This is a genomic window from Rhizobium mongolense USDA 1844 (assembly GCF_000419765.1).
GTDB classification, from domain to species: domain Bacteria; phylum Pseudomonadota; class Alphaproteobacteria; order Rhizobiales; family Rhizobiaceae; genus Rhizobium; species Rhizobium mongolense.
Genome location: NZ_ATTQ01000025.1, coordinates 24190 through 38727, shown reverse-complemented (window position 1 = coordinate 38727; position 14538 = coordinate 24190). Strand labels below are relative to the sequence as shown.

Below are 14538 nucleotides of genomic sequence, written 5' to 3'. Positions count from 1 at the left end.
CATGGCACTTCAAGACACTCGCTTCCCGCGGCTTGTTGACCGTACTTAAGCCCGCGTCCCTCTTCCAATCCTACCCGTGTCGATCAGCGCTTTTTGACGCGCCCTAATTACAAAATGTCAGACGGACGCATCGAAACCGTCATTGGTAAATCTCAGGTTGATGCATATATGCGGCGTGGGCCACCGATTGGAGCGCTGCTGGGAGGCAAATTTGGTAAATTTTGAAGACTTGCTGGACGACGACGAAGCACCGGTCATCGACCCTCGCGACATTTTTCTGACGCTCAACCGAGATAAACGCTTTGCATTCCCCCGCGATATCCAAACGGAGGTCATGAAGGCCTGGGTCAAACTGCGTGAGCAGCGCGACACGGTCATCAAGCTCAATGTCGGCAGCGGCAAGACGCTCGTCGGGCTTCTCCTGCTGCAAAGCTCGCTCAACGAGAGTGTTGGCCCTGCGCTTTATATTTGCCCTGATCATCAATTGGTCTCCCAAGTCACCGAAGAAGCAAACGCACTTGGACTAGAAGTGGTGGAGGATCCCCGCGACGCGGCATTCGCCGCTGGTCAGAAGATCTGTGTCACGACCGTCCACAAGCTCTTCAACGGCCGATCGGTTTTCGGTGTCGAGAACGTCAAACTGAATATCGGCGCGGTTATCGTCGACGACGCCCATGCTTCGATCGCGACGATTTCCGATCAATTCCGGATCAAGCTTCCGCACACCCACGAAGCCTACGGTAAAATTCTGAAGATCGTCTCCGGCGATCTCAAGAAACAAAGCCATTCACGCTTCCTCTCGCTAGAGGCAAGCGATCCCCGCGCCATCATGGAAGTGCCGTTCTGGGCCTGGAAGGACAAGCAGGACAAGATCCTCAAGGTTCTGCATGAGAGCAAGGACGACGACGAGCTGATGTTCAGCTACCCGCTGCTTCACGAGATCCTTCCCTATTGCCGTTGCTTCATTGGCGGCCAGTCGCTCGAAATCGAGCCGATCTGCCCGCCCACCGATCTGCTTCGATCCTTCTCGAAGGCAAAGCGCCGGATTTACATGACGGCGACGCTCTCCGACGATACGGTGCTGATCACCCATTTCGGCGCGAACTCCAAAAAGCTTCCTGACCCGATCATTCCGGTATCGTCCCAGTTCATGGGCGAGCGGATGATCCTGATGCCGCAAGAGCTCAACCCCGACATCGAGATACCGGACATTCGCAAGATGCTTGTTAGCATCGCGAAAAAAGAGAACGTCGTGGTGATCGTTCCTTCGAAGGCTGCTTCAGAGGATTGGGCTGATGTCGCCGACCAGATATTGATCGGCGACAAGGTGACGGTCGGCATCGACAAATTGCGGGCGGGACATGTCGGCCTGACTGTCCTGATCAACCGGTACGACGGCATCGATCTGCCCGGAGATGCTTGCCGCGTTCTCGCGCTTGTCGATCTTCCGGAGGTGTCCTCGTTTCGTGAGGCGTCCGACATGAACATTCTGGCGGATTCGAAGGCTGGACTTCGCCGCCAAATGCAACGCATCGAGCAAGGCATGGGGCGGGGTGTTCGCTCGAACGACGACTATTGCGTCGTCCTCCTGTGTGGAGCGAAGCTCACGAGCCGGATCAAGTCTCCGGAAGGCCGCAAGATGCTGACCGGCGCGACGCAGGCGCAGCTCGAACTCTCGACGAGCTTGGCCAAACAGCTCGACGGCACAGACATGGCAGGCCTGAAAAAGGTCATCCAGCAATGCCTCGATCGCGATCCCCAATGGGTCAAGGTTGCCAAGAAAGCGCTCCTCAAGGCCAAGGTTGAACCGGGCCTCTCGCTCGACCCGGTCGGGGTCGGGATTCGCGAAGCCTTCGACCTGGCAAGGATCAACGATCACCCCGGTGCTGTTGGGGTCCTGAAGGCCCTCGGGAACACCCTCGATGATGACGACGCGAAAGCATTCGCGCTCGTCAGGCAAGCGGAAATCGCTCACCATATCGATCCGGGAAATGCGCAGAAGGTACTACTGGCGGCGCACAAGCTCAATCAGCAGGTTTTGAAGCCCATCGAGGGCATTGCCTATCAGAAACTGGCGCCGGTTGCCGGCAAGCAGGCTGCCGCGGTTCAAGAATATCACCGGAATCGCTTCCTGGAAGCAACCGATCGGATTCTCCATTTCAAGAGTCTCGTCGAGGACTTGCAGTTTGCGCCCGACACCAACAACGAGTTCGAGGGCGCCATCATGGCCATGGGACGCTTGCTCGGGATGGGGTCGCAGCGGCCGGAGATCTCTTTCGAAAAGGGACCGGACAACCTTTTGGCCTTTTCCAATGGCGAGCTTGTCGTCATCGAATGCAAGAACGGTGCGAAATCCGAAAAGGGAATATCCAAGGATGATCTTGGGCAGTTGGGCCAAGCGATCGACTGGTTCGAGGAGAAATATACAAAGACCGTGCCGAAACACGTGCTGATCATTCACCCGTTGAAACATGTCGGTCCGGGAGCGGCGGTGATCGAGGGCGCCCGGGTCATGACCGAAAAGCAACTTGAGAAGCTGCGCAACGCATTGCTTGATTTCGCAAAAGCTCTCGGAGACGCCAATGTCCTCAACGACGTCCAGCGCATCGGTCAGCTTCTGACGACCCACAGCTTCACGCCGACAACTTTCCTGCAGCAATATTCCGTTCCGATGAAACATAATAAGGAAGGATAGGACCGGCACGCGATCGCGCGGGGTTGCAGCGCAGCCGGCGCAATTTTGGGCGGCTGTCAACTGGCCGCCCGGCCAGCGGATTCTCCTCCTATGCGTGCCAAAATGAGGATGGTCCCGTCATGGTGCCAAGCGGGCCGGGCGTGCCACTCTGGCGTTTTAGCTCCTGTGCGACGCCAAGCCTGGCTCGTCATGGTTTGACCGATTAGGGTTGATCCGGCGGGGCGGAACGCTTGTCAGCGTCGTCGGACCAACGGATATTTGACCGGTGGACGCCTCGACGATCGACTTCGCGGTCGAGGCTGTTCAAGCAGTTCTGTGGCTGCTGGAAACAATTTCCACGGCTTTTCGAGACCCAGGGCTCGCGGCTGGGTCGATCCAACAGTCATATTTCAACAATATTATTCGCGAGCTCAAGGAACGGGAATCAACCGACGGGCATCAAGACCAGAGTCTGTCGTTACTGCTTAGCCTGCATGGCTATCTTTCATCACCCAAAGGAGGCCAGATTAGACACGGTACCGATATGCTGGAGGGAAAGCCCCTCAATCTCGACGAGGCCAGGCTTTTCTGCAATCTTACACGAAGTTACTTGATCTACCTGATTGCGGAGCACGAAAGGCTCAGCCGTCGACGTTAGACGGTCTGTACCACTGTCTTTGGCAGTGAGTGCGGACCGTTTTTCTGTGCGCTTTGTTCTTGGGAACGCACAAATTACTGGCGCGAGATTGCTGTTCAAGAAAAAATGGTTAAGCTCAACCCTAGGGGGATTAGCTTGGCCATTGCATCTACGAACTTCAGCGCAGCTCCATCCGCATCAGGTTATCTTTATCAGGCCCGATTGGCTCTAGCGCTGTGTCTGAGGCACGTGAATGCCGATGCGGGCGTAGAGGTAGGCATCGAAAGGCTGGACGATGTTTCATTCGAGAGAGATGGAACACCGCTGGAGCTTCTTCAGGCCAAGCACCACATCGATCGTATCGCAAGTCTCACGGACAAAAGCGTCGACCTTTGGAAGACACTTCGCGTCTGGAGTGAGGCTACTGCGAAAGATCCGACACTTCCCGCGCGTACCCGCCTGGCTTTGGTGACAACCGGTCGCGCGCCAAGCGATAGCGCAGCTGCCATGCTCCTTCCGCCTGGCGCCTACTCCGAAGGAAAAACACGCGATCCCAAGGCTGCTGCTGCGCTGCTGGTTGCCGTCGCTGAGGCGGGGGGAAATCAAGAATTGAAGGCAGCTTACGCCGCTTTCATGGCTCTCAGCCCAACAATGCGTGCCTCCCTACTGAGCTCGGTCGAAATCCTTGACAATCAACCTCTCGTCACTGATCTGGACAAGACCATCGAGAACGACTTGCGAATGCTTGCGCCTCGGGGTCAGGCAGGTGTTGCCCGCGAGCGACTGGAGGGCTGGTGGTGGCCACGCGTTTGCAGAGCACTTATGGCGAGCCCTGTGGAATCAATCTCCGTGTTGGAGCTAGAAACAAAGCTCGACGACATACGCGATGGCTTGAAACGGGATGCTTTGGTCGCAGACCAGGAGCATGTTGATCCCACAACGGACGAGATCGCCGACTACGAAAGGCGCGCATTTGTCCGCCAATTGAAGGCGATCGGCGTTGGTGGAAATCGAATCGAATATGCTAAGCGCGACTACTACCGCGCGTTTACCCAGAGATCCAAATGGGTTCGCGAGCATCTGGTCTTCGATGGCGAGATCGCGCGATACGAGATGACTCTCATCGAGGAATGGCAACCGCGCTTTCAGCAGATGCGCGATAAAATCGGAGATGGCGGAATGACCGATTTGGGATACCGCCAAGCTGGGCAGGAACTGTATAGCTGGGTGGAAGCTGACGCCCGTTTCCCGTTCCGGACCATCACTCACCGCTTTTTGACGGTCGGCTCTTATCACATTCTGGCCAACGAGCTGCGTGTCGGCTGGCACCCGGACTACGAGACGGCCTGCGCAACCGAGGAGGTCTAGCAGTGGCGTCACGATGGAGCCTCGCGTGGCGCGATCGTCCCTCCGAGGAAGCAGCACTTCTCAACCCGGCATTTTGCGGCGAACTGATTGCTCGTGCCGTCAAGGATTATGAGCGAATTCGAGCTTCAGCATTTCCCCTTCCGCTTGCCTTTGTCGTTCTGCCGTTACTACTACACCCTCCAACCCTTGCAGTTCTGCCCGGCAGGGCCAATACGACTTTTGCGACCTGGTCGGCAGAAAATGAAGCGGTTATCGCCGAGCTACCGGACCGCACTTTGCGCCTCCGTCCGATCAGCCGGGAGGCTTTGCTGTTCCTTGCTCAGCACAAGGCACTGGTAGTGGGCGCCGAAGGATTGCGGACAGGGCAAAAACCGATGAAGCTCTCGGCACAAACACCAACCTCGACATCTGACGTCGACGACATCCGTCGCGCAGCCGCGCTGTTGGGCCGATGGTTCGCCAATCAGGGCGCGCCGGTTCAGATTCTTCAAACCATGGGTGTGACGCCATGACATTGCAGTTGCGCGCCGTCGCAATTTATTCCCATAGCGGTGAGCGCCGCGACGTCGACTTTGTTCTCGGTCGTCTGAACATTGTCACCGGTGCTTCAAAGACGGGAAAGTCGGCGTTACTCGATATCGTTGACTACTGTTGGGGACGGGGCGAATGTACTATCCCCGAGGGCGAAATTCGGCGCAGCGTCTCCTGGTTCTCGATCCTCCTCGATCGCGACGGCGAAGGAATCCTCATAGCGCGCAAAAATCCGGGACCAGCCGGAAAAGCCAGCGACGAAATCTTTTTCGAGCGGGGTGTTGAGGGATTTCCAGACACGCCGCAGCCCTTCGTAAAGAACGTCACCGCCGATGGCTTGCGTGCCCAGCTTTCAATGGTACTGGGCATAGCGGAAAACAAGCACGTGCCGGAGCCCGGATCGACGCGGGCACCGCTGGAAGCCTCGGCTAGCCAGGCAATCTTCTTTTGCCTACAAGCCCAAGACGAGATAGCAAGTCGCCGCCTTCTTTTTCATCGGCAGGGCGAACAATTTATCCCTTCGCACATCAAGGATACGTTGCCTTACTTCGTCGGCGCGATGGGTGAGGATCACTACCTTCAACGCATGCGCTACGATGAAGCTCGAGCGCGATTGCGCAGGCTCGAGCGTGAATATGCCGAAGCTCGGGCCCTGGCAAATGAAGCATCTGGCACTGCCCAGTCACTGCTGCAGGAAGCCAAACGCGTTGGCCTTCTAGCCCCGGACGTACTGGCTGACTCTACAGCTGACCTTCGCGCCCTACTGGCAAGCGCTGCCGCACCCCGAGAGCTTGCCTACGCCCGCAACGACGATCCCGCCGCGGACCTGACCGATCTGGAGAACCGCCGGCGGCGGCTGCGTGGCGAACTGCAAGAGGTGCGCGAAGAGATTGCAGACGTTCAGCGGCTTGAACGCGAGGCTTCAGAATTTCAGGTCGAGGCCAGAGAGCAACAAGCGCGGCTGGCGTCAATTGGCTTGCTCGCCGACGACAGCGGCGATGCCGCGACGTGTCCCCTTTGCGACAGTCATCTGGCCACACCCATTCCGTCTGTTAGCGATGTGCGTAAGTCGCTCACTGCACTTGAGGGGCAACTGCAATCGGTGCGTCGGGACAATCCGCGCCTGCAGGCAAGGCAGGCGGACCTTGAGTCACGTCGGAACACACTCGAAGATCAGTTAAAGACCGTCCAGGCCGACATCCTCACTCGAATATCCGAAAACGAGCGACTTCGGATCGAGCAAGACCAGTTCACCGAGCAGGCTCGAACCGCCGGCCGAATTGGATATTATCTCGAGAATGCAAGAACTGTCGCCTCCGACGAGGGTATCCGGCTTGCGATCGCGCGGGCCCGAGCCGAAGTGTCCGAGCTTGAGCAACTGCTTGATCAAGAGGCGCTCGAGGAGAGGCTCACAACTGCATTGGGCATCGTCGGGCGCGACCTCACCCGGTACGCAAGATTGCTGGAACTCGAACATGGCGACAACCCTCTACGCCTCGACCGCAAGAACCTTACGGTCGTCGCCGACACTATAGACGGCCCCCTGGCATTGCCTCAAATTGGAAGTGGCGAAAACTGGGTCGGATACCATGTCGCTGCACATCTCGCGATGCACGGCTTGTTCCGTGCTCGGAATCGACCGGTCCCGGCATTCCTGATGCTCGATCAGCCGTCTCAAGCGCATTACCCGCCCGAACGAGACGTTGGCGAAATCGATGGCAAGGGAGACGAAGATCAGGCGGCCGTCGCGAGGCTCTATCGGCTACTCTTCGAGTATTGCGCAGAGCACTACCCCAACATGCAAATCATCGTTATGGACCACGTCGAACTTTTGGAAGACTGGTTCCGGGATTCTACCGTCCAACGGTGGCGAGATAATATTAAACTCGTTCCCCTCAGTTGGCTTCGCTCAACCTAACTCAACCGGTGGGGATAGTATTGTCACCCACACGCAAACCCAATGAGCCAAATTTCCGCGGCTTTTTCAAAAAAATAGAGACCGACTCTCGCGGAGAGCTGCGCTGCGGCCGAGGCGGAGATCGATCGCCAGATAGATGAATACCGATCACGCCGTCGCAGAGATTGATCCTTCGATGCTGAAATTCGGCATCTGCTATCGCGGACGGACTACACGAATTGGTCATGGTGGCTTTCCCTGATGTCGCCGCCGTGATGTTCAAAGCTTTTAGCCTAACAGGGTAAGCCCTGACGCGGCGCCCGTGCCGAAGGCCACGATAGTCTGCAAGGTTGCATTCCAAAGTTGGTTGGTTCCGGTCGTTAGCGTTGTCGTCTCTGTGGTCATAGGCGTACCCTTTCTCTCTAGATTCATGAACAGGTAGAATTGCACCCCGATGAGGGGCAGAAGAAGGAAGAGGCCAACGGCACAGAGCGCCGCTGCGGGAACGGCCCCCGCACCTGTTAAGCCTGTTAGGCTAAACGCTCCTTTGCTTTACATAGGATTGCGCTAGGGTCTTCGCAATACGACCGAGTTGACAGAGCGATTATATGTTATTCAAGTCCGAACAAGGCTTCCGTGAGTATATCCGTCTCGCTCAGGAAAATGTCGCCGAGGCTATGGCGGAGCCTTCGCCACTCGTGGTCGGCGTCGAGCGCTACTGCGATTTTCTTCAGAAGGAACTGCTGTCAGGCGAGCAGGACCTGACGGCGACGGCCGGATTCCTGCTCCTGAACAGCTACATGCTTTATCAAAGCAGCGTCGCAACGGCCCTGACGGGTCATGCTGTTGCCATCTATCCGCTGCTAAGGACGGCTTTGGAATCGGCGTGCTATGGTTATCTGATGAGATCGGACACAGCGGTCGAGCGCTTGTGGCTGGACCGCGAGAAGACGGAAGCCGACATGAAAGCTGCGCGCAAGAGGTTCACGTCGGCGGTGAAAGATGTAGCCGCCGCGATAGACAAAGCAGATCCTGGAAAAGGGGCTGTCATCAATCAAGCCTACCAGCAGGCAATCGACTGGGGAGCCCATCCCAATCCGCGATCGATCCATAAGCACATACAGACCCCGAGAGATATTGGCACGCATATTCAGGTGGACTTGACGGGTCTCCATGGTCAGGGCGCGCTCGAATACGATAGGTCGCTGTTAGCGTGTCTCGATTTCGGCATGCTGCTTGGCATCGTGATCGCCCACAGCCTGAGCACCGTCAGCAAGGACACGATACGCACGCTGCAAGGCCTCATCGAAATGAAAGAGGCATTGCTGGAAAGCGAATTTCCTGAAGTCTATGCTGCGATGGGTCCCCTGAAACGCTGAGGCTCAATAGTCGTTCGCGCTGCCCACTTCGGCCCAGAGCATACGTTCCTGTTCGGCTTCCAGTGCCGTCCGTTCCACCGCTTTGGCTTTCATGTCGAGCGCATAGAGTGGCATCTGCCAACGTTGATAGAGACTTGTCACATGATCGTTCGTAGCTTCATCGGAGGCCAGTCTCCGCGCGACCAGCTGGTCCAGGGTCGCCTCGATCAGGCGGTCACTTTCGTGACAGCTTGTATCGTCCTGGAAATCCACCTCGTTCCAGACCGCCGAGAGGATGTTCAGCCCATCGACTGTGAATGCGCCGAAAGCGGCCAGAGCCTCCGCGACGACCAATGCATTCGGCTTGAAATCGAACATACTGGTATAGCCACCAGGTGCGACCCACTGCAAGGTGCCGTCATCTAGGCCTTCGATGTCGGCATAGAGGCGGGTTTCCCGCTGGTAGATTAGATCGTTCGGTGCGATGAATTCGCCCATGCCGCCTTCGAGGTAGTGCGTCACGCGCCGACGATCGATGATCCCGCGCAATTCTTTTAAATCGATTGGCCGCCATTGACAGGCCTCTGCATATAGAAGCCGCGAAAGATGGTCATAGTACCAGCCCATCAGCGTCCCGATCCTGCCGGCGATGCGCTTTTTGGGGCAGCGGACGATGTCCATGAGGATGAGGATCTTGGCCGCCTCCTCTTCCGCATGGCCCTTCAGTACACTGGACTCACGGGACATGTCCGAGACTCTCTGCGACGCGGCATAGAGGCCGCGTGCGCTTTCCAGCAGTATAGGCAGGCCTTCGGCTATGAACGCCGTGCGCTTGTCGGGCGTCATATTGGCAATTCTGTGCGCCTGCCGCAGTCCGATATCCGCTTTGCCATATGTCCGCCATTCCGTTCCGATGATCCATAGCAATCGGCGGGGAGGAAATCATCATAGCACCATCGGTGCATAGGTTGTCATGCGCAGTTTGGACGGGGCGGCGTCGCTTCGCGAACGAGGGTACTCGCTGCCGGGATCCGGCCCGCTCGAGAGCCAGACCCCTTCATTGGAGACGATGGTCGGATCACATCACTTGCTTAATGTCGCTATAGGCGCCGTCCGTCCTAATCGTTACCGTCACCGGAGCGCTCGAGCGGTTGCGCGAGAACCAGCCGTGGTTTCCATCAAAGGCGGCCTCGATGACGCCGCTGTCCTCGGCGACGCCGCTGTCCTCGGCGACGCCGCGCGCCTTCTCGTAGGTGATGCTCTCGCCGCCGCCGTCTCCGTGGGTGTAGAGGTTCACCTTGCCGCCGTTGGTCGTCCAGACGTAGTTCGCCTTCGCCCCCTTCCTCGTCTTGGCAAATATGAGCGGCGGCGGAGGAACCACCGTGAAGATAGAAGCAACCATTCGACAAGGATCTTGCACAAACGATCATCTTATGATTGCATCTTCATGTGGGTTGAGGGGCCTTTCATGTTACGTCGTGATTTTCTGACGCATGCGTCGCTGTCGGCTGTCGCTCTGGCTACAGGATGCACACCGGAGAGTCCGTCCACCATAGGTGGGAATGTCACGATCATCGACGCCCACTGCCATGTGTTCAACGCTTCTGACCTCCCAGCTGTTCGATTTCTACGGCAAGTCGTTTTCGAGGATTACCCTAAGCAAGCTTATCGAATGCTGGCTATTCCAGACCCTGATGTCACGGACTGGACACTTCAATTGTTTCTTCATTTGCTGGGAGCGGACAGGGCGCCCACTGCCGACGAAGAAATTGCCTACCTGAAAGATGGCACGGGTGAGGAAAAAAATGCCCTATCACCCGAAAAGGCTCGAGCTGCTGCGAGTGAGGATACAGCGCAGTTCTTGCTCATGGTTGATCGGCGACGTCGAGAACGGCTTAGCCTGATGTCCGCCGAAGAGCAGGAAAAGCGCCAGCCAGCTTCCGAAGATAAATTCCTGAACTACATACTGGGGGACCAGGTTCGACAGCTCCGCGCCGACACTACGGTCACGCTCACTGTGGCTCGAAGTGCCAGCCAACGCGCCTTCTCAAGTCTTGGTCCGGTCAGTCGATACCTGAACTGGTTCAGTCTCTTTCGACTTTACCGCCACGTCCTGGTCGAAAGGCTGATTTCGGATACGACGCAGCAGGGGTTTAACCCCATCATGCTGACACCGGCGCTGGTCGATTACGACATGTGGCTTTACGAAACGGTCGATAATTCTCCCCTGCGTCGCCAAATGGTCGTTATGGACGTCATTGCACAGAGGATGGCAAGGAAGAAAGCCGGGCCAGTCGTTCATGGCTATATGGGCTTCGATCCACTTAGGGAGGTCGCCTTTCGGGCCAATAAGACCAAACTGAGCTCACTCACCACTGCGAGAGAGGCCCTTGAGGATCATGGGTTCATCGGCGTTAAGCTTTACCCACCGATGGGTTTCCGCCCCTCGGGGAACAAGCCGCCTTACCCGAAGCGAACCGTGGATGCGCTTGGATTCTATCCCGACAAGGAATTGGATGGTGTCTTAAAGGATCTCTACAAGCTTTGCGTCGATCTTGATGCGCCGATCCTTGCACACGGTTACTCGTCGAATGGCTCTGGCCCCAATTATGAAAAGCGAGGAGATCCAGCTTTTTGGATCCCGGTTTTCAGAGAGTTTCCGAGCCTAAGGGTCTGCATCGCGCATTTTGGTAGGTTTGATGCTCGCTCATCTGGTCGGGAAGACCTGCAGCTTCCTGAAGGCAGCTGGGAGTGGCGGCTTGGCGAATACATCAAGGCCAACACGCAGCGCAATGTTGTTGCGGATATAAGCTATTTGTCAGAAGTCCTGACCGCCAAGCCGAAGCAGAGAGCGTTCATTGCTACCTCCTTCAAGAGGTGGATTTCAGAGTTCGATCCGGGTTGTGATCATATCCTCTACGGAAGTGATTGGATTATGCTGGGTAAGGAAGCTGGCTACGATTATTACATCGCGAGCATTAACGCGTTTTTGAGAAACGACTGCGGGCTTTCGGACGACACGTGCGACAAGATCTTCCGTCGCAACGCGTTGCGTTTCCTTCCCTTAGAGCGAGGAAGTCGGGGGCGGAACCGTCTCCTTTCTTACTATCGAAAGAATGGCCTTGACGCATCTCGACTGCCCTCCGCATCACCGCGGCTACTAGCAGAAATTTGGGGGCGGTAATGTAGATCGCTCCAAAGCAATTCTGGGCCGCGTGATCAACTTGGATTATCGCGTTCACTACAGCGACTTGGACGCTCGTCAATAATGGTTTTGCGATTGAGCCAGTGCATGCCGGACGATGAACGCAAATGGTCCAGCTCGATCACATTACTCCCCACGCCCGAAACCTCCCCCTCCCCGTCATCTCGCGCAGGCCCAGTTCCAAAACAATCCGCCGCGCCGCCTGCGGCGTGACGCCCAGCGTCTTCGCCACCATCCCGGCCGATACCAGCGGTGTCGCCATCACCAGTTCAACCAGTTCCGGCAGCTTTGAAGATGTCCGGCGCCCCTCGAGTTTTCGGTCCATCATCGTTTTCGCCAGCGTGAGCCGGTCATGTTCTTTCATGCCGATCTCGGCGGCCACCAAAAATCCATTGGCAATCGCGAGCAACCGGGTCTCCCGATCATGATGGCGGCGCCGATCGACGGGAATGGTTTTGAGACCCAGATTGATCGCCGGGACATGCGCGCCGGTGGTGATGCCGGCTTGGCGCAGGAGTGAGGCGGATAGCAGCCGGCCCAGCCAGGGCGCATGCTGCAGCACGGACAATTCGTTCCAGGCATCAAGAGCGACGATGGCCTGCAGCACTGCCGGCAAGTTTTCGGCCTGGCGCAGCACGCCGCGCCATTCGTCGAGACGGGCATCCTCGTCCCAGTCGAGATCGTAGACGAATGGATCTTTTTCCGGAGCGCTTCTCGCGCGGCCCGAATTCTTCGCGTGCTCAATGGCTGCCTCCGACCGGGCCAGCACCGCGTCGATGGCGGCATAGTCCACGCCGGGGAGATTTTCGACGTGGTCGGCGTCGTCCCCCTCCCCTTCCGGATCGTTCGCAACTGAGCGTTGGATGGCGCCGGTCGCCCGCGCCTCATCAGTGCCTGCCGACGTGATCTCCGCGGTCTTTCGCAGCGCCCGAACGCCGTCGGCCGACAGGGCCCAGCCGGGGAGTTGAGCAGCGATACGCCGACGGGTGCGCAGGACGTCGCGGGCGATTGTCAGCTCATGGGTGGGTGTGCGAATATCGCGGGTGGCGTCATGGAGGACGAGGTCTTCCAGGTGGACGAGTTCGCCGTCGATCCACAGCGAGGCACAGGCGTCGGCGAAATGGGTGCGCTCGATCCATCCCTGCCCGACTGGAGAACGGGCGAGGCGCTCGTCCAGACGCGTCAGGGCAATAGCCGCGTCGAAAGCCGGTCGCATCAGGGCTGTCATGCTGATTTTCGCGAGATCATAAGCCATTGAAATCATGGTAAATGATTTTCTAAACGAACTCTAGTGGGAAGGTACTGTTCTTCACATGGTACGATCATCAGTTAGATTATCTACCATCGATAACAAACGTTTATCGATGGTAGTTGATCTGGAGTCGCAAATCACCCAGAATCGTCTCAAAGGACGGCTACAAGGCCGCCGATACCCGCCATTTTGGAGCGTCCGTGGCCAAATCCAAGACATCACTGACCGCCGTGGAGCGCCGGGCCGAGGAGCTCGACACCATTGCTGCCGTGCTGCCGATCGAGCGCCGCGACGAACTGGCCGAGCTGCTCACCGACCAGGACGTCGAGACGCTGCGTCATCTCGTCAACCAGGGCATGGGCGACAATACGCTGCGGGCGCTGACCTCGGATCTGGCCTATCTCGAAGCCTGGGGATTGGCCGCCACCGGACGATCCCTGCCCTGGCCGGCGCCCGAAGCGCTGCTTTTGAAATTCGTCGCCCATCACCTCTGGGACCCGCAACGCCGCGAGACGGATGCCGATCATGGGATGCCCACCACCGTCGACGAAAAGCTTCGGCAACAGTTTCTCAAGTCCATCGGACCTCACGCGCCATCGACGGTGCGCCGGCGGCTGGCGAACTGGTCGACGCTGACGAAGTGGCGGGGCGTCGATGGCGCCTTCGCCTCCCCTGCCCTCAAATCAGCCATTCGCCTCGCCGTTCGCGCCGTCCCCCGGACGCGGCGTCGCAAGAGCACCAAGGCGGTTACCGGCGACGTGCTGGCAACACTGCTGGCGACCTGCGCGACAGACAGTCTGCGCGATGTCCGCGACCGTGCGATCCTGATGGTCGCCTTCGCATCAGGCGGACGCCGACGTAGCGAGATCGCGGGGCTGCGCCGCGAACAGCTAGCTGTCGAGCCCCCGATCGAGATGCCGGATGGCTCTCCCCTCCCCTCTCTTGCCATCCATCTCGGCCGCACCAAAACCACCTCCGGCGAGCAGGACGAGGTCGTCTACCTGACCGGCCGGCCGGTGGAGGCGTTGAACGCCTGGCTGGCAGCCGCAAAGATCGAGAGCGGCAGCGTGTTTCGGGCGATCGGGCGTTGGGGGACTGTTTCGCGGCGAGCACTCGATCCGCAGTCGGTCAATGCCATCCTGAAGCAGCGGGCGGAGATGGCTGGGCTGGATCCTGGGGAGTTTTCGGCGCATGGGCTGCGGTCGGGCTACCTGACGGAGGCCGCCAACCGCGGAGTTCCTCTGCCTGAAGCTATGGAGCAGTCTCGCCATCGATCCGTGCAGCAGGCGTCAAGCTATTATAACAGCGCGACCCGACGGACCGGGCGCGCCGCGCGATTGTTGTCATAGTCATTTTTGTTTTCTCACTTCCTGTCCGCGGCGCCTTTGAAGTCGAATAATGGTGGCGTCTGAACACTCGCCTTCACTGAGTCGCTTTGGCCACCGGCCGAAAGTAAGCAGCGACGAGTGAGAACGAGCCATGCGTCTGTATTCTCAACTATTTTTTTGAGGGGATTTTCGTATGTGCGTTCAAATACGTCAAACGCTTGTTTCGCTTGGTATTTGTGGGTGAAGAGAGCCGATTTGCCTTTAAGACCAGCAGGTTCGTTAAGAATT

11 protein-coding genes are annotated in these 14538 nt (G+C 57.8%); 8 read left to right on the top strand and 3 right to left on the bottom strand.

From position 1 onward, the window contains the following. Positions 1 to 211: 211 nt before the first annotated feature. The 6 genes from A3C3_RS0131225 (at position 212) to A3C3_RS0131200 (ending at position 8486) form a co-directional block, all read left to right on the top strand. Positions 212 to 2695, top strand: a complete 2484-nt coding sequence (locus tag A3C3_RS0131225; RefSeq protein WP_022718489.1) for a DEAD/DEAH box helicase family protein — start codon at positions 212 to 214, stop codon at positions 2693 to 2695. Between the two features lie 265 nt (positions 2696 to 2960). Continuing rightward, positions 2961 to 3332, top strand: coding sequence for a hypothetical protein (locus A3C3_RS0131220; RefSeq protein ID WP_028740159.1), 372 nt, complete (start codon positions 2961 to 2963; stop codon positions 3330 to 3332). Positions 3333 to 3437: 105 nt separating this feature from the next. Further along, positions 3438 to 4679, top strand: a complete 1242-nt coding sequence (locus A3C3_RS0131215) for an ABC-three component system protein (RefSeq protein WP_022718488.1) — start codon at positions 3438 to 3440, stop codon at positions 4677 to 4679. Positions 4680 to 4681: 2 nt separating this feature from the next. Further along, positions 4682 to 5191, top strand: a complete 510-nt coding sequence (locus tag A3C3_RS0131210) for a three component ABC system middle component (RefSeq protein ID WP_007539562.1) — start codon at positions 4682 to 4684, stop codon at positions 5189 to 5191. 356 nt (positions 5192 to 5547) lie between these two features. Further along, positions 5548 to 7128, top strand: coding sequence for a DUF3732 domain-containing protein (locus tag A3C3_RS0131205; RefSeq protein ID WP_245278816.1), 1581 nt, complete (start codon positions 5548 to 5550; stop codon positions 7126 to 7128). Positions 7129 to 7805: 677 nt separating this feature from the next. Continuing rightward, positions 7806 to 8486: a hypothetical protein gene (locus A3C3_RS0131200; RefSeq protein WP_145611426.1), complete on the top strand. Its 681-nt coding sequence runs from the start codon at positions 7806 to 7808 to the stop codon at positions 8484 to 8486. A 3-nt stretch (positions 8487 to 8489) separates the two neighbouring features. On the opposite strand, the gene A3C3_RS0131195 is transcribed toward A3C3_RS0131200, so the two are convergent. Together A3C3_RS0131195 and A3C3_RS0131190 are read right to left on the bottom strand one after the other, a co-directional pair. Continuing rightward, positions 8490 to 9311: a hypothetical protein gene (locus tag A3C3_RS0131195; protein WP_145611425.1), complete on the bottom strand. Its 822-nt coding sequence runs from the start codon at positions 9309 to 9311 to the stop codon at positions 8490 to 8492. A 232-nt stretch (positions 9312 to 9543) separates the two neighbouring features. After that, on the bottom strand, positions 9544 to 9867 hold the full coding sequence (locus tag A3C3_RS0131190; RefSeq protein WP_022718484.1) for a hypothetical protein: 324 nt from the start codon (positions 9865 to 9867) through the stop codon (positions 9544 to 9546). A gap of 66 nt (positions 9868 to 9933) precedes the next feature. Here A3C3_RS0131190 and A3C3_RS0131185 point away from each other — a divergent pair, with 66 nt between their 5' ends. Next, on the top strand, positions 9934 to 11649 hold the full coding sequence (locus A3C3_RS0131185; protein ID WP_022718483.1) for an amidohydrolase family protein: 1716 nt from the start codon (positions 9934 to 9936) through the stop codon (positions 11647 to 11649). 142 nt (positions 11650 to 11791) lie between these two features. Here the strand turns inward: A3C3_RS0131185 and A3C3_RS0131180 are convergent, their stop codons facing one another. Beyond that, positions 11792 to 12934, bottom strand: a complete 1143-nt coding sequence (locus A3C3_RS0131180; protein ID WP_022718482.1) for an RHE_PE00001 family protein — start codon at positions 12932 to 12934, stop codon at positions 11792 to 11794. Positions 12935 to 13122: 188 nt separating this feature from the next. Between A3C3_RS0131180 and A3C3_RS0131175 the strand changes: the two genes are divergently transcribed. Next, positions 13123 to 14271: a tyrosine-type recombinase/integrase gene (locus A3C3_RS0131175; protein ID WP_028740156.1), complete on the top strand. Its 1149-nt coding sequence runs from the start codon at positions 13123 to 13125 to the stop codon at positions 14269 to 14271. Positions 14272 to 14538: the final 267 nt, after the last annotated feature.

What these genes read in the sequence shown, in the direction of transcription:
- A3C3_RS0131195 (WP_145611425.1), bottom strand. Translation starts at nt 9,311, where the DNA reads ATGACGCCCGACAAGCGCACGGCGTTCATAGCCGAAGGCCTGCCTATA.
- A3C3_RS0131190 (WP_022718484.1), bottom strand. Translation starts at nt 9,867, where the DNA reads ATGGTTGCTTCTATCTTCACGGTGGTTCCTCCGCCGCCGCTCATATTT.
- A3C3_RS0131215 (WP_022718488.1), top strand. Translation starts at nt 3,438, where the DNA reads ATGGTTAAGCTCAACCCTAGGGGGATTAGCTTGGCCATTGCATCTACG.
- A3C3_RS0131180 (WP_022718482.1), bottom strand. Translation starts at nt 12,934, where the DNA reads ATGATTTCAATGGCTTATGATCTCGCGAAAATCAGCATGACAGCCCTG.
- A3C3_RS0131185 (WP_022718483.1), top strand. Translation starts at nt 9,934, where the DNA reads ATGTTACGTCGTGATTTTCTGACGCATGCGTCGCTGTCGGCTGTCGCT.